Here is a 25,429-nt window from a genome sequence, read left to right as displayed (position 1 = left end):
GTGCATGGACGAACACCGCGCCCAGCTCTCATCGGTGTCCTCGACGCTCTCCGAGCTCACCCAACGGGTGGTTGCCATCGCCGACGCGCACCGTGACACCGAGACCGACGACATCAGCACCGACCTCGACGAGGTGGAGCGAGCCCTGCGCAGCGCCTACCGGCGCCTCGACCGTCTGGTGCACCGCCTGCGATGACCACGCGGACGACGCACGCCCCGCTGAAGGTTCTTACGTTGTACGGTCGGGGCCCTGACGCGAGTCGGCGCCCCCGAAGGGGCGCCGACCGGGTGACCTCAGGCGGCGGATCCCGGGTCACCTTCAGCCAGGTGGCGGGACCTGGCAGGTATCACCATACACCGCCCGCGACGCCGTGACACATCCACATTCAACTTTTCGGTTCTAGAGCGCCGTTCGCGTTCTACGGCGTACGGTCGAACCGGCTCCCGGAAGACTGGCCCCGGGGCCTGACCCGAGCCGACGACGCCGACCGGTACCCTCGACCGCGATGTCGACCACACCCCTCCCTCCCGACCGAGCGCTGACCGTGCACCACCACGGTGCCGAGGGCGTCGCCCACCCCGGCGAACGCGGATGGGAGGTGGAGCTGCACGGCGGAGCCGGAGGACTCGACGTAGCCACCGCCAGCCGACTCCTCGACGATCTGGTGCAGACGATCGGCGACCACGGTGGAGGCCCGGTCCGCTGGCGGGTTCCGGACGCGAGCGCCGAGCACCACCAGATCGCGACCGCCGCGGGCCTGGCGCCGACCCGCCGGCTCGTCCAGATGCGCCGGTCGCTCCCGGTTCCACACACCACGGATCTCGACACCCGGCCCTTCGAACCCGGCCGCGACGACGAGGACTGGCTCCGGATCAACAACGCCGCGTTCGCCTGGCATCCCGAGCAGAGCGGGTGGACCCGCCAGCACCTCCGCGACCACGAGGATGAACCGTGGTTCGATCCGAACGGCTTCCTCGTGCACCCGCCGACCGGCCCGTTGCTGGGGTTCTGCTGGACCAAGGTGCACCACGACCTCGACCCTCCGCTCGGGGAGATCTATGTGATCGCCGTCCACCCCGATGCCACCGGACGGGGCCTGGGGCGCGCCCTGGTGCTCGCCGGACTCGAACACCTCGCCGGCCTGGGTCTCGACACCGCCATGCTCTACACCGAGGCCGACAACCGACCGGCCGTCGCGCTCTACGAACAGCTCGGCTTCACCGTCCACCACACGGTGACGGTGTTCGAACGCGACGTTCCGGCTCAGATCCCGACGCCGATGGCCGAGCCGATCCCGTAGGTGACCGCGGCGGCCCCGCTGGCCACCAGTGCCTGGCGGACCGCGGTGTAGACCGGCGACCGGCCCGAGAAGAAGCCAACGATCGCGCCGAGCACCAACGCGCCCACCAACCCGAGAACGACCGAACCGACGAACGCCCCGGTGCCCGCAGTGAACAGCCAGGGGATCAGCGGCAGCGCGGCACCGACGGCGAAGGCGGCGAACGACGAGCCCGCAGCCCCCAGCGGCGAGCCGAGCTCATCGGGATCGATGCCGAGCTCCTCGCGGGCATGGACCTCCAGCGCCACGTCGGGGTCGCGCATCATGGCCCCGGCCAGCTCCTCGGCCAGCTCAGCGCTCATCCCCCGATCCTCGTAGATCTTGGACAGCTCCAGCTGCTCGAGCTCGGGGTTCTGGCGCTGGGCGGAGCGCTCGATCCGCAGCTCGCGCTCGTAGAGCTCGGTCTGGGCACGCATGGAGATGTACTCGCCTGCGGCCATCGACACCGCACCGGCGACGAGCCCGGCGATCCCCGCGAGGCGGACGACGCCCTCCGCAGGTGACGCGCCGGCCATACCGAGGATCAGCGACACGTTCGACACCAGACCGTCGCTGGCGCCGAAGACCGCTGCTCTGGCGCCTCCGGTGGACACGCTCCGGTGCTGGTGGTTGCGGTGCGCCGCCCGGTAGACGGCATCGAGGGAGTCGTTCCGCAGCGAGGGATCGTGGTCCATGCCGACAGCGTATCCAGGGCCGCTGCCTAAGCTGAGTGGGTGCCCACCCGCTATGACCCCAGCGCCCACGAGCTCGCAGGCCTGCTCGAGGACGAACCCGCCTACCGGACTCGACAGATCTGGGACGGCCTCTACCACCAGGGGCGGGACCTGCTCGAGCTGACCGACGTGCCCAAGGGACTCCGGGAGCATCTGGCCGAGGAGCTTCCACGCGCGCTCACACCGGTCGCCGAGTCGGTCAGTGACGACGCCATGACCGCCAAGTGGCTGTGGGAGCTCGACGGCGGCGCCCGGATCGAGACCGTGCTCATGCACTACCGCGACCGCACCACGGCATGTGTGAGCACCCAGGCCGGCTGCGCCATGGCCTGCTCGTTCTGTGCAACCGGTCAGGCCGGGTTCGACCGTCAGCTCAGCGTCGGCGAGATCGTCGAGCAGGTGATCGAGGCCCGGCGAGCGGCCTTGCCCCGCCGCCTGTCGAACGTGGTCTTCATGGGGATGGGCGAACCGCTGGCCAACTACGACGCCATGTGGGGCGCCATCGAGCGGCTCCACGCCGACGTGGGGCTCTCGGCGCGCCACATCACGGTGTCGACGGTCGGCCTGGTGCCCGGCATCCGACGACTGGCCGCCGAAGCTCTGCCGGTGAACCTGGCGGTGTCGCTCCACCTGGCCGACGACGAGCGTCGCGACCAGCTCGTCCCCATCAACCGGCGGTACCCGCTCGCGGTGCTCGCCGAGGCCTGCAACGAGTACCTGCGAGCCAAGGGACGCCGCCTGTCCTTCGAGTGGGCCCTGATCGACGGTGTCAACGACTCGGATCTCGACGCCCGGCAGCTGGCGACGTTCGCCCGCCCCCTGCGAGCACACGTGAACCTGATCCCCCTCAACCCCACACCCGGCTACCCCACCCGGGGGACACCACCGGAACGGGTCCGGTCGTTCTGCGAGCATCTGCGGTCACTCGGCATCAACGCCACGGTCCGCCAGAACCGCGGTACCGACATCGATGCCGCGTGCGGCCAGCTCCGAGCGAACCAGACGACCACGGTGGCATCCCCGCGCCGTCGCCGCGACCCAGGCGCCTGAACCTCACCGGACCAGCACGGTGACCCCCACATCGGTGCGGATGGCGTCGACCAGGATCTCGACAGGCCACACGTGGGCACCGGGCCACACGACCGAGCGGACGACCGTTCCCTCGACCACCGCGCCCTCGCCGACGACCGAGTGGCCCCGCGACCTCAGCAGGCTGGCGGTGAGGTAGTCGCGGGGAGTGGCACAGTCGATCACGGTCCCCTCCCAACCGACCACGTCGAGACGACCGGCCTCGGCCGCCGGAGCCCAGCACGTCTCGTAGAGCCCTGAGGGTTCCACGGCCAGCCGGGCGACCTCACGCGCGGGGAGGAACGAGGCGACGATGCGCGAATCGGCAGCCAGGACAGGTGCTCCCGCCACGACGACCCGGATCCGGTCTCGATCCCAGCTCTGAGCGAGTGGTTCGAGGTCGCCGGGACACCAGGTGTCGGCGTTGACCACGACGAGATCGTCGTCGCCGATCCACGGCGCGGCGTGGGCCACGCCGCCGGCGGTGCCGAGGCCCGGCCGGTCCTCGACCGACAGGTGGACCCGGCCCGACAGGTGGGCCTCCATCTCGGCCCGCCCGTGGTGGGCGTTCACCGCGATCCTGGTGGTGCAGGACCGCAACCTGGCGATGGCGTGGTCAACCAGGGCCGCCTGGCCGAAGGGCAGGAGCGGCTTGGGACGCACCCGGCTCAAGGGCTCCATCCGGGTGCCGGCACCGGCGGCCAACACGAGGCCTGCCAGACTGTCAACCATGGAGACGCGCCGCTGGACCAACCCTCATCAGCCGCAGACCCTACAAATCGCGGTGCTGTTGCTCTACATCCGCGCCGTGCTCGGCCTGCTCCTCGGTGGCACCGTCTACCAGTTCTACTGGGGCTTCGAGGTCAACCTGCTGGCGTCGATCGCCATGGTCGCCGGCGGGCTCGGCATCGCCAACGAGAAGCGGTGGGGCTACCGCTTGGCCGTGGGCATCACCGTGCTCGGGCTGTTCCCGCTCGTGGCCTGGTTGTGGGACTTCGGCCCCAGCATCCTCGGGGAGTTCCGGTTCGTCACCATCGCGCTGTTCCCGATCGCTCAGGTCGTGCTGCTGCTGCACCCCCTGAGCCGTCAGCACCAACGCATCTGGTTCACCTGAGCGCGTCGGTCCGCCGATCCGTCCGGGGTGCGTTCGTGGCCACACTACGGTGACCCCGGTGAGCTACAACCTGGCGGACCTGTTCGAGCGGGTTGCGCGACATGTCCCCAGCCGCGAGGCGATCATCTGCGGCGACCACCGGTGCACGTACCGTCACCTCGACCAGCGAGCCGATCGCGTCGCCGCCGCGCTGGCCGGCTCGGGCATCGCACCCGGCGAGCGGGTGGCCATTGCGCTGCGCAACAGCATCGAGTACCTCGAGCTCATGCTCGGCGCGTTCAAGTCGGGGGCGGTGCCGATCAACGTCAACTACCGGTACCAGGCCGGCGAGCTGGGCCACGTGCTCGACGACAGCGGCGCCCGGCTGCTGGTCCACGAACCCGAACTGACGCCACGGGTCGATGCCCTGGACCGGCTGCTGAAGACCCTCGAGCGAGGTGCGGCCTACGAGCGGTGGCTGAACGATGCTCCGGGGGGAACCCCCACGTCGCCCCGATCCAGCGACGACCACTACATCCTCTACACCGGCGGCACCACCGGCGCCCCGAAGGGGGTCGTGTGGCGCCACGAGGACATCTTCTTCGCGGCCATGGGTGGCGGTCGCCGCACCGCGAACCCGATCGAGGCACCCGACCAGATCACCGACGTGATCGCCGACCCGCCCAACCGGGTCCTGCCCGCGTCGCCACTCATGCACGGCACCGCGCACTGGTTCGCGTTCCTCACCTTGTTCGCGGGCAGTTGCGTGGTCCTCTCGCCCGCACCGACCTACGATCCGACCGGCCTGCTCGATCTCGTCGACGCGGAATCGGTGTCCTATCTGGTGGTGGTCGGAGACGCGTTCGCCGCCCCGCTCGCCGACGCCGTCGCGGCCGAGCCCGACCGCTGGGACCTCACCAGCCTCACCGTGGTGATCTCCGGCGGAGCCACGCTCTCGGCTCCCGTGAGGCGGGCGCTGCTGGACCTGCTGCCGTGGGTGATGGTGGTCGACAGCTATGGCACGTCCGAGACCGGGGGACAAGCCTCGCTCGTCTACTCGGCGGGAATGGCGCCGGTGACCGGGCCACCGCGCTTCGAGGCCGGCGACCACACCGTGGTGCTCGACGACACCCTGTCGCCGGTCGAACCCGGCAGCGGGGTCGCCGGCCGCGTGGCCAGACGGGGACACATCCCGCTCGGATACCTGGGAGACCCGGAACGCACCGCAGCCACCTTCCCGACCGTCGACGGGGTGCGATGGGCGATCACCGGCGACCAGGCGCTGGTGGATGGAGACGGACGGATCCTGCTGCTGGGACGAGGATCGGCCACGATCAACTCAGGAGGTGAGAAGATCCATCCCGAGGAGATCGAAGCGGTGCTCCGCGAGCACCCCGCGGTGCACGACGCGGTCGTGGTCGGCCTGCCCGACGACCGATGGGGAGAACGGGTCGGGGCGGTGGTCGCTGTGCGTGGGCGCCACGACGTGTCGAGAGCCACGCTCGCCAACCACTGCCGCACCAATCTCGCGAGCTACAAGACGCCACGGACCATGGCCCTGGTCGACCGGGTCCAGCGAACCGAGTCGGGAAAGCCCGACTACGCCTGGGCCCAGTCGCTGCTCGCCGCCACGGACCGACCCTCGTAGAGGCGGCTCTGGTCCCGGACCGCCCACGTGGCGAACGGTCCGGGATCCAGAGCCGCGGTCCCGCGATCTGGTGAGGCCGGCTACAGCGGAAGACTACCCGTCGCGGCGTTGACGCCGCCGGTGTCCTTGTAGACAGCCAGGGTGCGCTCGGCGATGCGCATCTGGTGGATCTCGTCCGCGTGAGGTACAGCTCCTTCTGCTCATCGGTGGCCCAGTGCAACAGGGTGTGCATGTTGCCCTCGTCGGGGGTCTGGGCGTCGAGGGCGAAGGGTCCCATGGGGGTCTTGGCCGCCTCGGCGGAGACCGCGGCCATGGCGACGAGTGTGCCATGCGGTCGGCTGAACGATCCAGTGATGCGACTGTACGAGTCGGACAGCGTCCGCGTCCCCGGGTGGTCGGCCCCGACATCAGCCGAAGCCGCACCACCCGGGCGCGCCGGCCCCTACTCCAGGGGGCCGCACACGGCGCCCGCGCCGTTGCAGCGCCCGAACCCTAGTGGGTGGTGGAGGCCCGCGCCCGCCCGTGCGGGAGCACCCTCGCCCGGCATCTACCATCCGAGGTGTGATCGAGGACCGCGACGAGCTGCCGACCGGAGGCACCAAGGTCGCGGCGGTCCGCTCGATGTTCGACACCATCGCCCCCCGCTACGACCTGGTCAACCGGATCATGACCTTCGGCCTCGACGTGCGGTGGCGCCGCCGGGCGGTGCGCGACCTCGACCTGGCACCGTCGAGCACCGTGCTCGACCTGGCTGCCGGCACCGGCGACTTCTGCCGGGACCTCCAGGCAGCGGGGATGGAACCGATCGCCATCGACCTCTCGTTCGGAATGCTGTCCAACGCCCGGACCGAGGCGCCCCTCGTGCAGGCGGACATCCTCCGCCTCCCGGTTCCCGACCGGTCCGCCGACGGGATCACCTGTGGGTTCGCCCTGCGGAACCTCGTCGAGCTGCGCCCCTTCTTCGACGAGCTGGCCCGCGTCGTCCGCCCGGGTGGACGGATCGCGCTCCTCGACGTGGGCGAACCCACCAACCCGGTCCTTCGGGCCGGGCACGCCATCTACTTCGGCAAGGTCGTCCCGGTCATCGGCGGGCTCCTCTCCGATCCCGCCGCCTATCGGTACCTCCCCCGCTCGGTGCAGTACCTCCCCGACCCGGTCGAGCTGCTGAGGATGGTGCGCCGGGCCGGGTTCGCCGATGCCACCCACACCCTGTTGCCCCCCGGCGCCGCCCAGCTGATCCTCGGATCCCGCGATGGGTGATCCCACCCACCAGGTCACCACCCGCCGCCTCGACGACGACGTCGATCTGTTGGCCTTCGCCGGCGACCACGGGCTGTTGGTCGAGCGCGACGGGGTGGGTCTGGCCGGACGCGGGGTGGCCGCCGAGCTGATCCTCGAGGGCTCGGTCCCGGCCGAGGTCGCGACCGCCTTCGACCACGCCACCACGTCCTTCGACGTCGACGACGAGGTCGGGCTCCCCGGATGCGGCCTCGTCGCCTTCGGTGCGCTGCCGTTTCTCCCCGGCCGGCCCCGCACCCTCACCGTTCCCGAGGTGCTGGTCGGTCGAGGACCAGACGGGACCCGATGGCTGACCCACGTCGTCGCCAACGGGGACCGACCGGCGGCGGTCGACCTCCATCCCCCGACGCCCACCGAGTCCGAGCTCGATCCGGGCGAGATCAGGATCCGATCCGCTCGCGATCCCCGGGACTGGTGCGCTGCGCTCGCACAGGGGCGCGACACCCTGGGCGGGGCCGACGGTCTGCGCAAGTTCGTCCTGGCCCGCGAGATCACCGTCGACACCGACCGACCGCTGTCGCGCTCCGCTGTCCTCGGTCGCCTCCGCCGCGCCTACCCCGGCTGCTACCTGACCTCGGTCGGACCGATGGTCGGAGCCTCGCCCGAGCTGTTGCTGTCGCGGTCGGGCGACATCGTCCGATCGCGGCCCATGGCGGGCACGGCCCCGCGCAGCGCCGACCCCACCGCCGACGCCCGTCTGGCGGCATCGCTGCTGGCCTCGAGCAAGGACCGCGAAGAGCATCAGATCACCATCGACATGGTCCGCGACACGCTGCTGCCCTGGTGCTCGTACCTCGATGCCGAACCCGAACCGTCCATCGTGGCCATGGCCAACGTCCAGCACCTCGCCACCTATGTCGAGGGCCGCCTGTCGACCCCCGCCGCCTCGGCGCTCGAGCTGGTCACCGCCGTCCATCCCACCCCTGCGGTGTGCGGCTCGCCCACCGCGGCCGCGCTCGAGCTGATCGACCGACTCGAGGACCTCGACCGGGGCGCCTATGCCGGGCCGGTGGGGTGGGTCGACCACCGGGGCAACGGCGAGTGGGCGGTCGGGATCCGCTCGGCCGAGCTCTCCGGCACCCGGGCCCGGGTGTTCGCCGGAGTGGGCGTGGTCGCCGACTCGGACCCCGACGCCGAGCTGGCCGAGACGAGGGCGAAACTCCAGGCGATCCTGTCGGCGCTGCTCCGCCCCTAGCCACGATCGGCAGGCTTGATCGAACGACAGCGTCGGTCATCCGATGCGGCGGGAGAGCTCCCCGGAGGAGACGTCGCCGAACCCGATGCGCCCGGCGTCTGGTCGCAGGACCTCGATCGGGTCGCGCAGGTCGTCGATGTAGCCAAGGGCGTAGGCGCCGCGCCCGTAGCCCATGAGCCGCTGCAGGTCCTCGTCGAAGATACGCGCCGTCTCGACCGGCACGGTGAGGTACTGGTTCTCCTCCTGTCGCAGCCAGGCCACGGAGTAGGTGATGTTCACCCCACAGCGCACCTGCTCGGACCGGTTCGCGCCACGCCCGTGGTACAAGGTGCCGGTGTAGAACAGCACCGATCCTTTGGGCATCTCGGCGGGGATCGTGTCGACCTCGGTGAAGCGCTGCCTGTCCTCGAAGTGGTTGCTGCCCGGAATGACCCGGGTGGCTCCGTTAGCCTCGGTGAAGTCGGTCATCGCCCAGAGCGTGTTGCACTGGACCTCGTAGCCGGAGGGAAACGGGAAGAAGTCGAAAGCCCACTGGTCACGGTGGATGTCCTGGGCCGACTCACCGGGTCCGACGGCGATGAGCTGGGTCAGGTGGAGCTGGTAGGAGGTGGCGTCTCCGAGCACGAGGTCGACCGCGCCGCGCACGGTGGGGTGCTGGATGAGCGCCCGGCTCGTCTCGCTGCGGGCGAGCAGTCCGCCCGTGCGCCGCGTCGAGTGTCCGGAGAAGTCGTCGGGCCCAGGTGACGTGGCCTCCATCCACGGCGCCATCTCCTCAGCCAAGCGGTCCATGACCGTGGGGTTGACGAGGTGCTCGACCACCGCACATCCGTCCACAGCCAGCACCTCAGCGATCATTGCCGGCTCGACATCGGCAGCGAAGCGTTGGACCTGCACGACGGAACCCCCCTCGGTGTTGGATCAGGAAACCAGCGTCGCACGTCGGCGCTGTGTTGCGCTCGTCCGGGCCCATCGCGCTCGTCGGGGTGGTCATCCTGCCGGAGCACGACGCACCGACGACGGCGAGGTGCGCGAACGCGCAGGTACTGCTCGCGGCGTGCCGATGCCCCCGCCGTCCTGACGCGAGGATCCGCGTTTCTACCGATGCGCGCCCGCCTGCTGTCCCATATGGTCTGAACCAGACCGCGAATCCGTGGTCGAAGAACAGGGAGACCAAGATGTCGGTGTACATGGTTGACAGGGACCTGCCAGGGATCACGCTCGATGCTCTGGGCAACGCACAGAGGAAGGTCATTGCCACAGCGGAGGAGTTCCGACGCAAGGGCCAGGAGGTTCGCTACATCCGGAGCACGTTCGTGCCGGGGGAATCCCACTGCATGTGTCTCTTCGAGGCATCCACCGCGCAAGATGTCGCCGATCTCAATGACGAGGCGGGAGTCCCCTACACGCGGGTGACCGAAGCGATGGATCTTACTCCCTGACCTCGGTTCCCCCACGTTGGCCTACGGTGGCCCACCACTTGACCAACTGGGTCCGTGATGTGAGGTCGAGCTTGGTGAAGATGTGTGAGAGGTGGCTGTGCACCGTTCGCTCCGAGACGAAGAGCTCCTCGGCGATGAGGCGGTTCGACATTCCGGCAGCGACCAGTTCGGCCACCTGAGCCTCCCGATCGGAGAGTTCGGTGGAGACAGGACACAGGCCGTCTAGGTTCTGTTGAGCTGTGGTGCGACCCGCCACATCCTGAAGCTTCTCGAACCGTGCGATCGCCTGTTCGTAGAGCATGCGGGCCTCGGTGAAGGCCCCGTGCGCCTCCCAGAAGCCCGCAAGGTTGTTCAACATGGCCGCTTCGCCGCGGAGGTCGGCGACAACGGTGAAACGGTCCAAGGCGCGACGCGCCAGCTCGATGGCATGATCGACGTCACCGTGCGCGTTGGCAAGGATGGCGAGGTTGTTGAGACACAGTGCCGCTCCCCGTCGGTCCTCGATGGAGTCGAAGAGCTGCAGGGCACCGTCGTAAAAGCGAGACGACCGCTGGTCGTCCCCGACGTCCTGAGCAAGGTTGCCAAGGTTGGCAAGGACACTGGCCGACTCATGCCGCAACCCTTGGGCCCGGAACAGCTCCGAACTGTGCAGGAGATGTTCAAACGCTTCGTCGGGGCTATGCCTTGCCGCGGCGATCAATCCCAAACACGACAACGCGAATGCTCTGCCTCTGTCGTCCTCGAGTTGCTCTGACGCCGCCAGGGCGAGCAGCCCAGCATCCTCGGCGGCCTCGTGGTCGCCCGAGCGCAGCAGGACCACGGCGAGAGCACTGGTCGCCGACGCGACAGCACCTTCGTTCCCGATCGCTGCATGAAGGGAGATCGCTTCCTGATGGGCCCGTCGCGCTGCAGCCAGGTCACCTTGGACCGTGGCGAGCGTGGCAAGCGCCCCGTACGCTTCTGCTTGTTCGGCTGGTGGGCCGTCTTGAGCCGCCAATGCGCTCTCGAGCGTGTCACGGCCTGCGACGAACTGGCCGTGCGACTCCCAATGCGGGGTCAGCCGGGTCGCGAGGACGAGAGGGGAGAGCTCCTGATCGGACGGATCGCCTGATTTCGTCTCATCCGGGTGCCCTCTGTCCACGATCCGGCCCTCCTCGGTGCATGGAATGATGCCACGAGGGTGACCCACCCGGGAAGTGCGCGAACGGCGTCCAGAGATGTTTCGAGCCGCTAGAGCGAGACCTGCCAGCCACTGGCGGGGTTCGGGACACCGCTCGCAGACCTCAGCGAAGCGGTGACCCCATCGATGATCGCCTGCAGCTGGGAGTTGATCTCGTCGCGCTTGACCAACAGATCGTCGAGCTCGACCTGGCCGAGGATGCTGCGCAGCCTGGTCTGGGCGATCTCGGAGGTGCCCCGCAGGTAGTTCTGGATCGCCACGACGGCACGAACGGGGTCGACGACGTGGCGGCAGCGAGCAGCAGCACGATGACGGCGACAGCGGCCGCGAGGCCGTAGATCCACGCTTCGTTCATGATGATCCGCGGGCTCACGATCGGGGGACGACGGCTCGGCGAGGAGGTCGAGGCCTTCCACGTCGACGATCCTCACCGATGAACCATCGTCCGCGGTCGTCTCGAACTCGCACCACTGCATCGTGTCCAACGGGGGGACCCTCAACCCGCCTGCCCACAGCTACCGTTGACGCCCGTGACCACCTCAACGCATACGGCCCCAAGCTCCTAGCCGAGCGCGTCGGCCACCGCGGCGTGCAGCTCGTCGTGGAGGGCCACGTTGGCGTGTCGCTCGGTGCGGGCGACGATCAGGTGGACTCCCCCCGCCGCTTGGGCATCGACCACCGCACGGCTCACCTCCCCCGACTGTGCGGCGACCGTGGTGGGAATGCCGTGGACCGCCGCGAGGGCGGCGAGGTCGATCCCGTGGGGGGTCCCGAAGAGCCGCTCGAACCCTTCGCTGTCGAGCAGCTCGGCCTGGGGCAGGAAGGAGAAGATGCCGCCTCCGTCGTTGTCGACCACCACGACGACCAGGTCGACCTGGCGCTGCATCAGCCCGAGCAGACCGTTCGAGTCGTGCAGCAGGGCCACGTCGCCGATCAGCAGCGCGGTCGGTGATCCGGCCAGCGCCACCCCCACGGCGGTGGAGACGACCCCGTCGATCCCGTTGGCCCCACGGTTGGCCAGCACCCGGACACCCGACCGGGCCGCGCCGTACCACTCGAGGTCGCGAACGGGCATCGACGACGACACGACCAGGCTGCTCCCGGCGCTGAGCGCGGCGAGGAGGTCGCGGGCGACGCCGGGCTCGGATACCGACGGGTGCAACGCCAGGGTCGAGGCGATGCTCGTGCTGGCCGCGGCGTCGGCCTCGGTCCACTCGTCGAGCCACCCGGGGTCGGTGCCACCCCCGGCGACCGCCACCGCCAGCTCTGCGGCCAGGTGTGACGGATCGGCGGCCACGATGAGCTCCGAGCGGCGGTCGGGGTCGGCCCAGATGCCGTCGGGATCGATCACCAGGTGCTCGGATGCAGCGGTCAGCCACTGGGCCAGCACCTTCGATGCCGGCGGCTCTCCCAGCTGCAGCACCACATCGGGGCGGTGCCGCTCGGCGAAAGGCACGTGCCGCAGCAGGGCATCGGCGTGCGACACCGTGGTACCCACCTCGGTCCGGCACCCCGAACGCGGATCCGCCAGCACCGGCCAGCCGAGGCTGCGGGCCAGGGCGTGCACGGGGATCGGGTCGAGTGCCCTCCCACCTCCGGCACCACCGGCGACGATCACCCCGCGCCGTCCGGCGACCGTGGCGGCGAGATCGGCGACCACCCGCGGGGCTGCGTGTGGTGTCTCGACGTCGCGGCGGTGCCACGGTGCGTCGTCGGCGCGCCCGGGCGGCAGCTCGCCGGGACTGGCCACGAGCGGGTCGCGGAAGCCCAGGTTGAGCTGCACGGGACCCGCCGGTGGCCCGAGCGCCTCGGCGACGGCCCTGGCACCCAAGGACCGCCAGGCCGACTCGGGCACCGTGTCGACCGGTCCCGGATCGGCGAACCAACGGGAGGCGACACCGTAGAGACGGGTCTGATCGATGGTCTGTGGTGCCCGGACCTGCTGGAGCTCGGGTGGCCTGTCGGCGGTGACGCACACCATCGGGACCCGGCCGTTGTGGGCCTCGACCACCGCGGCGTGCAGCTCGACGGTGGCGGTGCCGCTGGTGGTCAGCACCGGCGCCGGCGATCCGGTGGCCAGGGCGAGCCCCAGAGCGAGGAACCCCGCCGACCGCTCGTCGTGGTGGACATGGACCCGCAACCGATCGTCTGCCACCAAGGCCATGGCCAGCGGCGTGGACCGGGACCCGGGAGCCACCACCGCATCGGTGATGCCGCACCTGACCCATTCGTCGACCACGGTCGCGCAGAAGGTGGCTTGGGCGGTGATCGGCGCGTCGGGCATCGGCGCGCAGCATAGGTTGTCGGCGTGGATCGACCGAGCGTGCTCCCCGGCGAGGCATCTCTGTACGCCGAACGTCGCGGCAGCGGCCCTCCGCTGGCGCTGGTGCACGGGTTCACCCAGAACCGGCGGTGCTGGGGGCCCGTCGCCGAGGACTTCGCCCGCGATCACGAGTTGGTGCTGATCGACGCCCCCGGACACGGGTGGTCGAGCGATGTCGTCGCCGACCTGGTCGGCGGCGGGCACCTCATCGCCGAGGCTGCGGGCCCGGCCACCTACCTCGGGTACTCGATGGGTGGGCGCTTCGCGCTCCACACCGCGCTGGAACGGCCCGACGTCGTCGACGGCCTGGTCCTGGTCGGCGCCACCGCGGGCATCGAGGACCCCGGCGAGCGCTCCGCCCGGCTCGCCGACGACGAGGCCAGGGCCCGTCGCATCGAGAAGATGGGGGTCGAGGCGTTCGTGGCCGAGTGGTTGTCGTTGCCGATCTTCTCCGGCCTGGGAGCCGACGTGGCCTGCCGGGACGAACGCTCGGAGAACACTGCTGCGGGTCTGGCCTCGTCGCTGCGCCTGGCGGGCACCGGCAGCCAGGTGCCGTCCTGGGACCGCCTGGGTGAGCTGACCATGCCGGTGCTGGTGGTGGCGGGAGCCGCCGACGCCAAGTTCGTCGCCCTCGGCGAGCGCCTCGCAGCCTCGATCGGGGCGTCGGCGACCTTCGAGACGATCGCGGGAGCCGGCCACACCGCCCACCTCGAACAGCCCGCGCGCTTCCTCGTCACCGTGCGCAGGTGGCTGGAGCGGCACGGGCTGTGATCAGGCGCTGTACCAGAGCCCTGCGGACAGCGCGACCCCGACGATGAGCTGAACCCGTCCCGTCGCCCCCAGCACGGGGATCAACGCCTGCCCGGCCGCTCCCTCGAGGACCGACAGCACCGGTCGGCGACCGAAGGGGATCCCCACCAGCGCGGCCACGGCACCGATCCGGCCGAACGCGGCGATGGGCGGCACCATCACGAACGGTGCCGCCATCAACAGGGTGTAGAGCACGCGTGTGCGCCCGTCGCCGAGGCGGACCGCCAGGGTGCGCTTGCCGGACGCCGCGTCGCCGGGGATGTCGCGCAGGTTGTTGACGACCAGCAACGCCGTCGACAGCAGCCCGACCGGCACCGCGACCGCCACCGACAGCCCGGTGACGGTGCCGGTGTGCACGTAGGTGGAGCCGACGGTGGCGACCAACCCGAAGAACACGAAGACGAACAGCTCGCCGAACCCGGCGTAGCCGTAGGGGCGAGGGCCACCGGTGTAGAGCCAGGCGGCGGCGATCGCCAGCGCCCCCACCACCAGCAGCTCCCAGCCGACCGCGAGCACCAGCGCCAGCCCCGCCAGCGCGGCGACCCCGAGGGCGGCCAGCGCAGCCCGCTTGACCGCCGAGGCCGGCTTCAGCCCCGAGCCCACCAGGCGCATCGGGCCCACCCTGGCGCCGTCGGCGTCGGTGCCCCGCTTGCCGTCGCTGTAGTCGTTGGCGTAGTTCACGCCCACCTGCAGGGCGAGTGCCACGACCAGCGCGGCGCCGGCCCGCCAGGCCACGACGGGCGCCTCGCCCACGGCGGCGGCGGTGCCGACCGCGACCGGGACCACCGCAGCGGGCAGCGTCCTGGGGCGGGCCCCGAGGATCCAGGGGTTCATCGGCGCGGCGTCACGCGGGTGCTGGTGGTCTCGGGCACGACGTGAAGTGTCGTCCAGCGGGAGAACCAGGGCCAACCTCTACGCTGCGTTCGTGCACGAGCTCGTGGCGCTGATCGGACCGGCCGGGCCGGCGTGGGTCGACCGCCTACGGCGGGCGTGGGACGACGGCGACGCCGTACTCCCGGTCGATCCCCGCCTACCGGGGCCCGCCCGCGACCGGCTCATCGCCGCGATGGCCCCCACGGTGCTCGACACCCCCGACGGTGGCCGCACCCGCACGACCGACGGAAGGCCGGTGCAGGCCGGCGATGCCCTGGTGGTGGCCACCAGCGGCACGACCGGCGCCCCGAAGGGGGTGGTCCTGACCCACGACGCAGTCACCGCGTCGGCACAGGCGACCACCGCGCGCCTCGGTGTGGACCCGGACCGGCACCGGTGGCTGGCATGTCTGCCCCTGTCCCACGTCGGCGGGCTCTCGGTCGTGACCCGGGCGCTGCTCACCGGCACCCCCCTCGAGGTGCACCCGGGCTTCGATGCCGAGGCGGTGACGGCCGCGGCCACCGAGCGTGGCGCCACCCACGTGTCGCTGGTGGCCACCGCGCTGGCGCGGATCGACCCGTCGCGCTTCGCCTGCATCGTCCTGGGCGGCTCGGCTCCCCCGGCCGACCGCCCCGCCAACACGGTGGCCACCTACGGCATGACCGAGACCGGCAGCGGCGTGGTCTACGACGGCCATCCGCTCGATGACGTCGAGGTGCGGATCGTCGACGGCGAGATCCACCTGCGGGGACCGATGCTGCTGCGGGCCTACCGCGACGGCACGGTGCCGACCGACTTCGAGGGATGGCTGGCGACCGGCGACCGGGGCGAGGTCGATCCCGACACCGGCGAGCTCACCGTCCACGGGCGAGCGAGCGACCTCATCATCACCGGCGGCGAGAACGTGTGGCCGGCCACGGTCGAGGCGGTGCTCGGGGCCCATCCCCTCGTTGCCGAAGTCGCGGTGGTCGGCCGGGCCGACCCCGAGTGGGGGCAGCGGGTGGTGGCCGTCGTGGTCCCGGCCGATCGTCACCATCTTCCGACGCTCGACCAACTGCGCTCGGCGGTGAAGGACCAGATGCCCGCCTTCGCCGCCCCGCGAGAGCTCGAGCTGGTGGAGCGATTGCCCACCACCGCGCTGGGCAAGGTGGTGCGCACGCGGCTGTGAGCGCTCAACCCGGCGCCGACACGGGACGCCATGGCTCCGGGAGCGCATCGACCGGCACCAGGAACAGGCCTTCGTAACCACCGGATGCCTGCGTCCGATCCGACAGCCGTACCGACACGGGGCTCGTGGAGGCGTCGGGACCGCGCCACCACACCGCCTGCACCGACGGCTGCAAGTGCTGCTCGAGCCAGATCAGACCGTTGCTGTCCGGTGTCCAGGTGACGGCGGTGCTGGGGTCGCCGCTCCATCCGTCGAGCGCGAAGGTGACCGGTGGGCCACCGTCCACCGACAGAACCGACAGTTCGAGCGCGGATCCGTCGGCATCGGGCGGAGAAACGACCGCCACGGCGCTGCCATCGGGCGCGGGACGGGCAGCGATGATCGATGCCGACGACTCGAACCCACCCAAGGTGGTCTCGATGCCGGCAGACACGTCGTCGAGCACGATCTCGCACTCGAGCACCTCGTTGCAGCTCCGACGCACCAGAAGCCGGTCGCTGGCCCCGAGCAACGACCCGAAGGCGTGCCGCTGCGGGGTGCCGTCGGGGGCGATGAGATAGATGGCTCCGCCGATGTCGACCGCCAGGCGTCCATCGACGAGACCGGCCGGTCGGTCGAAGGGCTGACCGAGATCGAACACCTCGAGTTCGCCCGTGGCGAGGACCCGACCCAGCACCGCGCCCGACCTCGGCGTCGCCGAATCGGCGGACCACAAGGTCAACAGCTCGCCGTGGCCGGGCCACCACAGATCGGCCTCGTATCCGTCGGTCTCGACTCGCCGCCACCCGGCCGAGGTGGGACGGGTCTGATACAGCTCGGAGTCCACTCCCCGGACCAGAAACGAGTCTCCTGTCCATCGTGCACCCTGCACCGGTCGGACCGGCAGGTCGTCCTCGATCACCTGCTCGGTGCCGGTGCCCAGGTCGGCGACCACCACAGCTCCGTTCGATCGGAACCACACCAGCGCCATGCCGGACGCCGGATCGAGCCGCTCTCCCTCTTCCAGCAGCGTCAGGTCGTCGTTGGTCCGGGGGGTGGGCAGCGTCGGAGCCGAGGCCGGGGGGAGCGTCGTGGTCGTCGTCTGGTCTGCGGCGGTGGGGTCCGCCCGCTCGTCGGCGTCGCCACCGCCGGTGACCGACAGCACCACGATGAGCGCCACCACGCCCAGCAGCACCCCGGCGACCGTGGTGCGGGTGCGGTCCCGGGGCGGTGGCGGCTCGGGTTCGTCCGGGTGTGCCTCGGAGCCGAGGTCGAAGACCGGGAGGGCGTGGCTGGCCGCAGCGCCGCAGGACGGGCAGAACCGGGCACGCTCCGGCAGGCTCGCTCCGCAGGTGCTGCAGCTGCTGGTCCCCACGAGGTTCACGCTACCGGGCGCACTCCACCGCAACGGTTCGCGACATCGCCGACGAGGGTCGGCAACACTGGGTGGCGTGTCCGATGATCCGCTATCGCCCGGCGACGCCCCGCGCGAACGCCGACCGCTCGATCGGCGTCACCTCAAGGTGCTGGTGTTCGTCCCACTGGTCGCCGTGGTGGGAGTGGTCGTGCTGCTGCTCGGCGTGCCGTGGCCCCTCGTCGTCGCGGCGCTCGTCTTGTTCGTGCTCTGGCTGGTGTTCGAGGGTTGACCCACGGCCAGGGTGGGGCGGCTCAGGCGAGCAGCGCGCTCACTGCGCCGGCGGCGGTGGTGAGCACGAGGGCGACCACCGCGATGACCGCAACCCACCACATGGCGGGGTTGCGCTGCTTCATCGACGGAAAGGTGTCGTCGGGTTCTGGCGGGCGTGTCACTCGTCCGGTCACGTCGTCCACCCTAGCTACCGCTGCGCAGGAGCGAACCACCGTCGACGACCAGGGTGTGACCGGTGATCCACGCCGCCAGGTCCGACGCGAGGAACAGCGCAGCGTTGGCGATGTCCTGTGGCTCGCCGATGCGACCGAGCGGGGTGTTCGACCCGAGCGTGGCCTCGTTGGGCTCCCACAGCGCCCTGGCCATGTCGGTCTTGACCAGACCCGGGGCGATGGCGTTGACCCGAACCGTGGGTGCCAGCTCGTTGGCGAGCAGGCGCGTCTGGTGGACGAGTCCCGCCTTGGTCATGTTGTAGATGCCGATGCCCGAGGCGGCGGAGTAGGCGCCGACCGAGGCCAGGTTGATGATCGAGGCCCCCGGACGCGCGTGCATCGACTGGTGCCATGCCTGGTGCGACCACACGAGTGGACCCCGCAGGTTGACCTCGAACGTCTTGTCGTACCGGGGCAGGTCGATGTCGATCGAGCGGCCGGCGTAGGGGTTGGTCGCCGCGTTGTTGACGAGGATGTCGATGCCACCGAAGCGTTCGACGGTGGCTGCCACGCAGGCCTCGGCCGCCTCCGGATCGCCGGCGTTGGCCGCGAAGACCGCGGTCTCGCCGTCGATCTCGGCCGCGGCGGCATCGAGCGCCTCCTGCTTGCGCGACGACAGCATGACCCGTGCGCCATGGGCAGCCAGCGACGCGGCGATGGCCCTGCCGATCCCCTTCGACGCGCCCGTCACGAGCGCGACCTTCCCCCCGAATGCGATGTCCATGTGCTGGGACCCTAGCGGCCCCGCGAGCCACCCCAGGACCCACGATGGACGGCCTCGGCGAGCCCGCGTCGGGGTTGATCGGCCGACCGACCCCGACGGTGCTCCGGCGCGGGATGCCCGATGGCGACCGCCCCGATGGGTCGCAGATGGTCGGGAACGCCGAGCGCGCCCATGAGCTCGGCCTCGTTGCGGAAGATCCCGAAGAACAGCGCGCCGAGCCCGGCGTCGACCGCGGCGTGCAACAAGGTCATGGTGGCGAAGGCCGTGTCGATGGTCCAGTACGGCACCGGCCACGCATCCTCGGTCGCACCCAACCCCGTGGTCTCCTTGTCGGGCCGGGAGTACCGGTCGAGATAGCGCTTCGGGTCGGCCAGCGGCACGACGATCACCGGGGCGGCCAGCAGCCCTGGCCAGGCGAACGACGGGCGCCGCTCCTCCGGCAGGGTCACGTCCCAGAAGGCCGCGGTCTGTTGCGGTCCCTCGAGCACGACCAGGTCCCGACCCTGGCTGTTCCCCGCGGAGGGAGACCTCAGGGCGTCGGAGAGCATCTGGTCGAGGACCTCGGCGTCGACGGGTTCCGAGGTGAATGCCCGCACCATCCGGCGTCGAGCGACGACGTCGCGGAACTCCATCGGGTCAGGGATCAGCTCGCGGAGGCGACGGAAATGGGAGCCTCGGCCGCCTCGGTGAGGAGGCGCGCGGCTCTGGGGCTGGCGATGAACCTGGCGGTGGCGTCGTAGGCGGCCACCGCCACCGGTTCGAGACCGTGGCCGCGCATGGGGTTGAGACCATGCGCGTCGAGCTCCTCGCGGCCCGGACGCAGCAGCAATACCGACCGTCCGGCGGAGCGCAGCGCCATCCGGTCTCGCGCCAGGCCACGGTTGATGGGGCGCCGGGCGGCGCGGGCGAGCGGTCCCGGCGCGCGGCGGGGGTCATAGGCCATCGGAGCCGAGGCGATGACCAGCGGGGCCTCGACCCGACCGGCCAGGTCGAGGTTCGTCGTGGAGTGGACGCCCCCGTCGACCAGCGTCCGGCCGTCGAGCCGCACGGGCTGGTAGTAGCCGGGAATGGCGCATGACGCCAGCACCGCCTCGGCCAGCGGCGGTTGGTCGCCGCGGCGTCCGAGCACCACCCGTCGGCCGGTCTCGATGTCGACCGCGCACAACCACAGCGGCGCATCGGGCCAGTGGTCGCCGATGCCGGTGCCGACATCGCCCTGTTCCTCGCTGAGGCTGAGGAACCCCCCGGGGAAGACCCGGCGGGCCAGCTCGGGTATGGGCACCAGCGGGACCCGTACGAGCGAGCGCGACACGACGAACACCGAGCCCAACGCCCGCCGCACCAGCTGGGAGGGGTTCGTCCACGACCGCCCGAAGAGGTCGTCGCCGGCGACATCATCGCGGTGGTCGGGCAGCCGGGTCCTGGTGGCGAGGGCCCAGATCTCCGAGGTCGACCATCCCAGCCGCAGCAGCGCACCCATGACGCTTCCCGCGCTGGTGCCGATCACGAGCCGAGCTCGAGCCGGGTCGAGTCCGCCGACCTCGTCCAGGGCCCGCAGCACACCGGCGTGGGAGGCCATGCCGACCCGGCCACCGGCACCGAGCACCAAGGTGAACCCATCGGTTCGGTCGTTGGACCCGACGGGGATCACCGATCAGGCCAGCTTCGCCAGATCCTCGGCCATCGCCCAACCGAACGCGATGAGCGAGTCGCCACGTCGCCGGTCGAGCGGTTCGAACAGCGCCGCCACATCGGGGGCGATCCGCTCGGGCTTGAGCGCCTCGTGGTGGAGCACACAGGGGGTCGAACCGTCGCCGGTGGCCACGAAGCTGCGGTCGTCGTAGTTGCCGTTTTCAACGCCGAAGCGCTTGGCGAGCCGTCGCCCCCAGGCCCGTTCCTCTCCCGAGGCCTTGTGGCCCGGCCGGGGCACGATGTCGTCGAGCTGGCGGTAGGCCTCGAACCCTGCGGGATCGTTGAAGCGGGCACCGATCAGGACGTCTTCGTCGGGGAACGCCAGCACCGCCCGCCGCAACTGGTCGAGGACGATGCCCCGCAGGATGGAGTCGCGCTTGGAGGTCCGCTTCACCGATGCGACACCCACGAGCACGCTCGGGGTGCCCCCGATGCGTTCGAGGGTGCTGAACGAGAAACCCTTCAGCTTGCTGTTGTCCCTGGCCAGGGTGATCAGCACCCATTCCTCGGCCTGCTTCGAGAGCATGCCGACACCGATCTCGCTGTCTCCCTCCGCGCACATGTCCGCCAGCTCTCCGAAGTCTGCATCGCTCAAGGCGGCGCAATCCTTGGTCTCGATCTCGATCGCCATGCCTGTCATGACCCCCAGGAATGGTGGACGGACAACACCACCAGTCCAGTAGGTCCCCGCCGTTCGCGCAACTTGAGCGATCGGCTCAGCGCAGCCACACGTCGCATCGGGCCACCCGGGCGAACCCCAACCGGTCGTAGATCCCTTCACCGGCGGGGGTCGCCTGCAACCAGGCGTGGGGGATCCGGTGCGCGGCGGCCAGATCGAGCGCGGCGGCGGTCAGCGCGGTCCCGATCCCACGCTCGCGATGGCGCGGATCCACGGCGGTGCCGACGATCGCCGCCGCGGCCGGATCGAGGTGGACGGTGATCGAGCCGACCACCGGCCCGCCGATCTCGGTCCGGGCCACGATGACGGCAACGTCGGGGTCGGCGAACATGGCGTCACCGACCAGCCCCGATGCGGTCGCGGGGGTGAGATCGAACGACACGCGCTGCACCTCGACGATCTGATCGCGTTCGACGCTGGTTCCGAGCTCGAGCACGACACCGGGCTCGATCCTCTCCCAGTCACGTGCGGCGAGCGGTCGCACCATCCCCGGACGGCTGACGACCACCTCGAACCCGCGCCGGTCGAGCACCGCTTCGATGTCAGGGTGTGCGCCGACGACCAGGTCGAACGCCGGTCGCCATCCGGCACGATCGAAGCAGATCTCGGCCGCGATCACCGCGGCGCCGGGCTCGGTGACCGGCCCCTCGACCACCGCCACCTGCTGGGTCTGGTCCACGATGCCGCTGAGTGCGACGAGGAGCCCACCGAGGTGCCTGATGGTGCTGCCGGGCACCCATCTGGTCTGACGTGCCCAACTCGTTGCCAGACCTCGCTCCAGCAGCCGCGCGGCCTCGGGTGAGTCCACTCAGCAGACGATGGCGTCGGGGCCGAGCATCTCGCGCAGCTCGCCGACCAGCCCGCCCTCGGCGTTCACCGAGAACTCGTCGGGGAGGCGGATGACGGTACGGTCGCCGAGGTGCAGGAAGACCTCGGACTCGCCGGGGTGCCGTGACAGCAACGCCTTGAGCGCGCCCGACACCTCGTCGGAGAGCGCGGTGAGCGCCACGCGGATGCGCAGCGGCGGCCTTGCCTGCTCGAGGCCCCCTTCGAAGGGTTCGATCTCGACCGCCATGAGCTTGGGGACATCGTCGCGATGGTCGACCCGGCCCTTGACGCACACGACGCGATCGTTGTCGAGCAGGTGGCCGTATGCCTGCATGGTCTTGGGGAAGACCATGACCTCGGCCGATCCCTGGAGGTCCTCGAGGGTGAACACGGCCATGAGGTCGCCCTTCTTGGTCCACTTGCGGGCCAGACTCGTGATGATCCCCCCGCAGGTGCGGACCGAGCCCTCCTCGACATCGAGCAGATCGAGCAGGTTGATGTCGGTACGGCGCCGCAGCGCCCCCTCGGCGCCCATGAGCGGATGGTCGCTGACGTAGAGCCCGAGCATCTCCTTCTCGAAGGCGAGGCGGGTCATCTTGTCGAAGTCGATGTCGGGGATGGGCGGCCGTTCGTCGAAGACCGGGTCGCCGTCGGCCTCGCCGAAGAGGGTCATGACCCCCATGTCGCGCTCGCGACGGCGGGCCACGGTGGTGTCGACGATCGCCTCGAACACCTGCAGCAGTCCCTGGCGGGGATGGCCGAGCGAGTCGAACCCACCGGCCTTGATGAGGGCCTCGAGCGTTCGCTTGTTGAGCACCGAGAGGTGGACCCGTTCGCAGAAGTCGTAGAAGTCGGTGAAGGGCCCGTTGGCCTCGCGCTCGGCGACGATGTGGGCGACGAGCCCTTCGCCGACGTTGCGGACCGCGGACAGCCCGAACGGGATCGAGCCGAGGCGACCGCCGTCGGGGTCGGGCACCGCGGTGAAGTCCGACGCCGAGACGTTCACGTCGGGGACGAGGACATCGACGCCCATGTTGCGGCACTCGGCGAGATAGACCGCGGCCTTGTCGAGGTTGGTCCTGACGCTGGTGAGCAGTGCGGCGAAGTACTCGACCGGGTAGTGCGCCTTGAGGTAGGCGGTCTGGTAGGCGACGAAGCCATACCCGTAGGAGTGGCTCTTGTTGAACGCGTAGTCGGCGAAGGGCTCGATGATGTCGAACCACGCCTTGCCGAGATCGCGCCCGTACCCGTTGGCCTCGCAGCCGGCCTCGAACTTCTCGCGCTCCTGGGCGATGAGCTCGCGGATCTTCTTGCCGCACGCCTTGCGGAGGTTGTCGGCCTCGGCGAGCGAGTACCCGGCGAACTTCTGGGCGATCCGCATCACCGACTCTTGGTAGATCATCAGCCCCTGGGTGCTGCCCAGGATCTCTTCGGCGTCGGGGTGCAGGTAGTCGATGGGCTTCCGGCCGTTCTTGCGGTCGGCGTAGTCGTTGTGCATGTTCGCCGCCATCGGGCCCGGGCGGTAGAGGGCCACGAGCGCGGCGACGTCTTCGAAGCAGGTGGGGGCGAGGGAGCGCATGAGGGCCCGCATGGGCCCGCCTTCGAGCTGGAACACGCCGATGGAGTCGCCCTGGGCGAGCAGCTCGTAGGTGAGGGGGTCCTCGAGGTCGACCGAGTCGATGTCGAGCGCCACGCCCCTGGTCTCGGCAATGAGGTCGACCGCGTCCTGGATGACATCGAGGTTGCGCAGCCCGAGGAAGTCCATCTTCAACAGGCCGAGGTCCTCGACCCCGTGCATCTCGTACTGGGTGACGACCGGGGCGTCCTCGGGGTCCTGACCGTTCTCGGGCTTGCGCTGGATGGGCAGGTGCTCGGTCAGCGGCTCCTTGGTGATGACCACCGCGGCCGCGTGGATGCCGTCCTGGCGGCGGAGTCCTTCGAGTCCCTTGGCCACGTCGATGACCTGGCGAGCATCGGGATCGGTGTCATACATCTGGCGGAGCTCGGCCGCCATCTTGTAGCCGTCGACGAACTTGGGATCTTCGGTCATGCAGGCGTAGAGCGGGGTGTCGCGGCCCATGATCAGCGGTGGCATGGCCTTGGCGACCTTGTCGCCCACCGCGTAGGGGTGACCCAGCACCCTGGCGGCATCGCGCACCGCGGCCCTGGCCTTGATCGTCGAGAAGGTGACGATCTGGGCGACGTGGTTGCGGCCGTAGCGCTCGGCGGCGTAGCGGATCATCTCGTCGCGGTAGCGGGAGTCGAAGTCCATGTCGATGTCGGGCATGGACGACCGCGAGGGGTTGAGGAACCGTTCGAAGAGCAGGTCGTAGCGGATGGGGTCGAGGTCGGTGATCCACAGGCAGTAGGCCACCGCACAACCGGCCGCGCTGCCACGGCCCGGCCCGACCCGGATGCCGGTGTCGCGCGCGTGGCGGATGAGGTCCCAGGTGATGAGGAAGTAGCTCGAGAACCCCATTTCGCTGATCGTCTGCAGCTCGTAGGCCAGCCGTTCGACGACCCGGTCGTCGAGGGGTTCGCCCCACCGCTTCTTGGCCCCCTCGAAGGTGAGGTGCCGGAGGTAGTCGTCGTCGCCCTCGAAGCCTGCGGGGATGGGGAAGTCGGGCAGCTGGGGTGTGCCGAACTCGATCTCGACGTTGCAGCGCTCGGCGATCCACAGCGTGTTGTCGCAGGCTTCGGGCACCTCGGAGAAGAGGTGGCGCATCTCGGCGGCGGACTTCAGGTAGTGCTGGTCGCCGTGGAACTTGAAGCGGTCCGGGTCGCTCATGAGCGACCCGGTCTGGACACACAGCAGCGCGTCGTGGCTGACCGCGTCGTGGCTGTGGGTGTAGTGGCTGTCGTTGGTTGCCAGCAGGGGCGCGCCGATGCGGCGGGCGATCTCGACCAGCTGGGGGTTGGTGCGGTGCTGTTCGGGGATCCCGTGGTCTTGGAGCTCGACGAACAGCGAGTCGCGTCCGAAGATGTCCTGGAGGCGTCCCGCCTTCTTGAGCGCGCCGTCGAAGTCTCCCTGCATGAGCGACTGCAGCACGTGCCCGCCGAGGCACCCGGTGGTCGCGATGACACCTTCGGAGTGCTCGTCGAGCAGGTCCCAGTCGACCCGGGGCTTGTAGTAGTAGCCCTCGAGGAAGGCCCGGCTGGCCAGCTGGATGAGGTTGCGGTAGCCCTCGCGGTTCTCGGCCAGCAGCGTCAGGTGGTAGTAGAGCTTCTTGCCGCCGTCGACCTCACCACCGGAGTCGTCGACCCGGCCCCGCCGTGCCGGCCGCTCGAAGCGGTCGTCGTGGGCCATGTAGGCCTCGGTGCCGATGATCGGGTTGATGCCGTGGTCGCGGCACTCGCGGTAGAAGTCGAGGACCCCGTACATGTTGCCGTGGTCGGTGATCCCCAACGCCGGCTGGCCGTCGGCCGCGGCCGCGGCGACCACCTCGGAGATGCGCGCCGCGCCGTCGAGCATGGAGAACTCGGTGTGCACGTGGAGGTGGGTGAACGAGTCGGTCACC

Annotated in this window: 26 protein-coding genes; 11 read left to right on the top strand and 15 right to left on the bottom strand. The window is 70.2% G+C overall.

What is annotated here, in order from left to right:
• Positions 1-4: 4 nt before the first annotated feature.
• The gene (locus U5K29_01320; protein ID MDZ7677173.1) at positions 5-196 is read left to right on the top strand and encodes a hypothetical protein; all 192 of its coding nucleotides are present in this window, start codon (positions 5-7) and stop codon (positions 194-196) included.
• A 310-nt stretch (positions 197-506) separates the two neighbouring features.
• Positions 507-1,301 (top strand): mycothiol synthase, encoded by a 795-nt coding sequence (gene mshD / locus U5K29_01315; protein ID MDZ7677172.1) that lies wholly within the window; start codon positions 507-509, stop codon positions 1,299-1,301.
• Here the strand turns inward: mshD and U5K29_01310 are convergent.
• Positions 1,265-2,014, bottom strand: coding sequence for a VIT1/CCC1 transporter family protein (locus U5K29_01310; protein MDZ7677171.1), 750 nt, complete (start codon positions 2,012-2,014; stop codon positions 1,265-1,267). The two genes, mshD and U5K29_01310, sit on opposite strands and share 37 nt — an antisense overlap.
• 39 nt (positions 2,015-2,053) lie before the next feature.
• Between U5K29_01310 and rlmN the strand changes: the two genes are divergently transcribed.
• Positions 2,054-3,103 (top strand): 23S rRNA (adenine(2503)-C(2))-methyltransferase RlmN, encoded by a 1,050-nt coding sequence (gene rlmN / locus U5K29_01305; protein ID MDZ7677170.1) that lies wholly within the window; start codon positions 2,054-2,056, stop codon positions 3,101-3,103.
• Between the two features lie 3 nt (positions 3,104-3,106).
• Here rlmN and U5K29_01300 read toward each other — a convergent pair whose 3' ends face one another.
• The gene (locus U5K29_01300) at positions 3,107-3,853 is read right to left on the bottom strand and encodes an NTP transferase domain-containing protein (GenBank protein ID MDZ7677169.1); all 747 of its coding nucleotides are present in this window, start codon (positions 3,851-3,853) and stop codon (positions 3,107-3,109) included.
• On the opposite strand from U5K29_01300, the gene U5K29_01295 reads away from it, so the two are divergent.
• The 4 genes from U5K29_01295 (at position 3,852) to U5K29_01280 (ending at position 8,356) form a co-directional block, all read left to right on the top strand.
• Positions 3,852-4,235: a hypothetical protein gene (locus tag U5K29_01295; GenBank protein ID MDZ7677168.1), complete on the top strand. Its 384-nt coding sequence runs from the start codon at positions 3,852-3,854 to the stop codon at positions 4,233-4,235. The genes U5K29_01300 and U5K29_01295 overlap by 2 nt on opposite strands.
• 58 nt (positions 4,236-4,293) lie before the next feature.
• The gene (locus tag U5K29_01290; GenBank protein ID MDZ7677167.1) at positions 4,294-5,862 is read left to right on the top strand and encodes an AMP-binding protein; all 1,569 of its coding nucleotides are present in this window, start codon (positions 4,294-4,296) and stop codon (positions 5,860-5,862) included.
• A 561-nt stretch (positions 5,863-6,423) separates the two neighbouring features.
• On the top strand, positions 6,424-7,122 hold the full coding sequence (locus U5K29_01285) for a ubiquinone/menaquinone biosynthesis methyltransferase (GenBank protein MDZ7677166.1): 699 nt from the start codon (positions 6,424-6,426) through the stop codon (positions 7,120-7,122).
• Positions 7,115-8,356 (top strand): isochorismate synthase, encoded by a 1,242-nt coding sequence (locus U5K29_01280; GenBank protein ID MDZ7677165.1) that lies wholly within the window; start codon positions 7,115-7,117, stop codon positions 8,354-8,356. The genes U5K29_01285 and U5K29_01280 overlap by 8 nt, the downstream gene beginning before the upstream one ends.
• Positions 8,357-8,392: 36 nt before the next feature.
• On the opposite strand, the gene U5K29_01275 is transcribed toward U5K29_01280, so the two are convergent.
• Positions 8,393-9,250 (bottom strand): phytanoyl-CoA dioxygenase family protein, encoded by an 858-nt coding sequence (locus U5K29_01275; protein MDZ7677164.1) that lies wholly within the window; start codon positions 9,248-9,250, stop codon positions 8,393-8,395.
• A gap of 281 nt (positions 9,251-9,531) precedes the next feature.
• Here U5K29_01275 and U5K29_01270 point away from each other — a divergent pair, with 281 nt between their 5' ends.
• Positions 9,532-9,795 (top strand): DUF4242 domain-containing protein, encoded by a 264-nt coding sequence (locus tag U5K29_01270; GenBank protein MDZ7677163.1) that lies wholly within the window; start codon positions 9,532-9,534, stop codon positions 9,793-9,795.
• Here the strand turns inward: U5K29_01270 and U5K29_01265 are convergent.
• The 3 genes from U5K29_01265 to menD form a co-directional block, all read right to left on the bottom strand.
• The gene (locus U5K29_01265) at positions 9,785-10,936 is read right to left on the bottom strand and encodes a tetratricopeptide repeat protein (GenBank protein ID MDZ7677162.1); all 1,152 of its coding nucleotides are present in this window, start codon (positions 10,934-10,936) and stop codon (positions 9,785-9,787) included. The two genes, U5K29_01270 and U5K29_01265, sit on opposite strands and share 11 nt — an antisense overlap.
• 89 nt (positions 10,937-11,025) lie before the next feature.
• The gene (locus tag U5K29_01260) at positions 11,026-11,235 is read right to left on the bottom strand and encodes a hypothetical protein (protein MDZ7677161.1); all 210 of its coding nucleotides are present in this window, start codon (positions 11,233-11,235) and stop codon (positions 11,026-11,028) included.
• Between the two features lie 302 nt (positions 11,236-11,537).
• Positions 11,538-13,259 carry a 2-succinyl-5-enolpyruvyl-6-hydroxy-3-cyclohexene-1-carboxylic-acid synthase gene (gene menD, locus U5K29_01255; protein ID MDZ7677160.1) on the bottom strand — a complete coding sequence of 574 codons (1,722 nt, stop codon included), beginning with the start codon at positions 13,257-13,259 and terminating at the stop codon, positions 11,538-11,540.
• 24 nt (positions 13,260-13,283) lie between these two features.
• Between menD and U5K29_01250 the strand changes: the two genes are divergently transcribed.
• The gene (locus U5K29_01250) at positions 13,284-14,069 is read left to right on the top strand and encodes an alpha/beta fold hydrolase (GenBank protein ID MDZ7677159.1); all 786 of its coding nucleotides are present in this window, start codon (positions 13,284-13,286) and stop codon (positions 14,067-14,069) included.
• On the opposite strand, the gene U5K29_01245 is transcribed toward U5K29_01250, so the two are convergent.
• The gene (locus tag U5K29_01245; protein MDZ7677158.1) at positions 14,070-14,942 is read right to left on the bottom strand and encodes a 1,4-dihydroxy-2-naphthoate polyprenyltransferase; all 873 of its coding nucleotides are present in this window, start codon (positions 14,940-14,942) and stop codon (positions 14,070-14,072) included. It lies immediately after the preceding gene.
• Positions 14,943-15,033: 91 nt separating this feature from the next.
• On the opposite strand from U5K29_01245, the gene U5K29_01240 reads away from it, so the two are divergent.
• Positions 15,034-16,149 (top strand): long-chain fatty acid--CoA ligase, encoded by a 1,116-nt coding sequence (locus U5K29_01240; GenBank protein MDZ7677157.1) that lies wholly within the window; start codon positions 15,034-15,036, stop codon positions 16,147-16,149.
• 4 nt (positions 16,150-16,153) lie between these two features.
• Here U5K29_01240 and U5K29_01235 read toward each other — a convergent pair whose 3' ends face one another.
• Entirely contained in the window at positions 16,154-17,503 is a 1,350-nt protein-coding gene (locus U5K29_01235) for a zinc ribbon domain-containing protein (GenBank protein ID MDZ7677156.1), read from the bottom strand.
• A gap of 76 nt (positions 17,504-17,579) precedes the next feature.
• Here U5K29_01235 and U5K29_01230 point away from each other — a divergent pair, with 76 nt between their 5' ends.
• Positions 17,580-17,774 (top strand): hypothetical protein, encoded by a 195-nt coding sequence (locus U5K29_01230; protein ID MDZ7677155.1) that lies wholly within the window; start codon positions 17,580-17,582, stop codon positions 17,772-17,774.
• 22 nt (positions 17,775-17,796) lie between these two features.
• Here U5K29_01230 and U5K29_01225 read toward each other — a convergent pair whose 3' ends face one another.
• The 7 genes from U5K29_01225 to dnaE all read right to left on the bottom strand — a co-directional run bounded on the left by U5K29_01225 (position 17,797) and on the right by dnaE (position 25,428).
• Positions 17,797-17,949, bottom strand: a complete 153-nt coding sequence (locus U5K29_01225; GenBank protein MDZ7677154.1) for a hypothetical protein — start codon at positions 17,947-17,949, stop codon at positions 17,797-17,799.
• Positions 17,950-17,959: 10 nt separating this feature from the next.
• Complete coding sequence (locus tag U5K29_01220; protein MDZ7677153.1) at positions 17,960-18,712, bottom strand: SDR family oxidoreductase; 753 nt, start codon at positions 18,710-18,712, stop codon at positions 17,960-17,962.
• Positions 18,713-18,723: 11 nt separating this feature from the next.
• Complete coding sequence (locus U5K29_01215; GenBank protein ID MDZ7677152.1) at positions 18,724-19,344, bottom strand: nitroreductase family protein; 621 nt, start codon at positions 19,342-19,344, stop codon at positions 18,724-18,726.
• 11 nt (positions 19,345-19,355) lie between these two features.
• Positions 19,356-20,363, bottom strand: a complete 1,008-nt coding sequence (locus U5K29_01210) for a patatin-like phospholipase family protein (GenBank protein MDZ7677151.1) — start codon at positions 20,361-20,363, stop codon at positions 19,356-19,358.
• A 3-nt stretch (positions 20,364-20,366) separates the two neighbouring features.
• The gene (locus U5K29_01205) at positions 20,367-20,999 is read right to left on the bottom strand and encodes a hypothetical protein (GenBank protein ID MDZ7677150.1); all 633 of its coding nucleotides are present in this window, start codon (positions 20,997-20,999) and stop codon (positions 20,367-20,369) included.
• 121 nt (positions 21,000-21,120) lie between these two features.
• Positions 21,121-21,891 (bottom strand): GNAT family N-acetyltransferase, encoded by a 771-nt coding sequence (locus U5K29_01200; GenBank protein MDZ7677149.1) that lies wholly within the window; start codon positions 21,889-21,891, stop codon positions 21,121-21,123.
• Positions 21,892-25,428 (bottom strand): DNA polymerase III subunit alpha, encoded by a 3,537-nt coding sequence (gene dnaE / locus U5K29_01195; GenBank protein MDZ7677148.1) that lies wholly within the window; start codon positions 25,426-25,428, stop codon positions 21,892-21,894. It abuts the gene before it with no gap.
• Between the last annotated feature and the right edge of the window lies 1 nt (position 25,429).

The organism is Acidimicrobiales bacterium, assembly GCA_034521975.1.
Lineage (GTDB): Bacteria > Actinomycetota > Acidimicrobiia > Acidimicrobiales > SKKL01 > SKKL01.
Note: the sequence above shows the minus strand (reverse complement) of the source record. Positions and strands in the feature narration are given on the sequence as shown.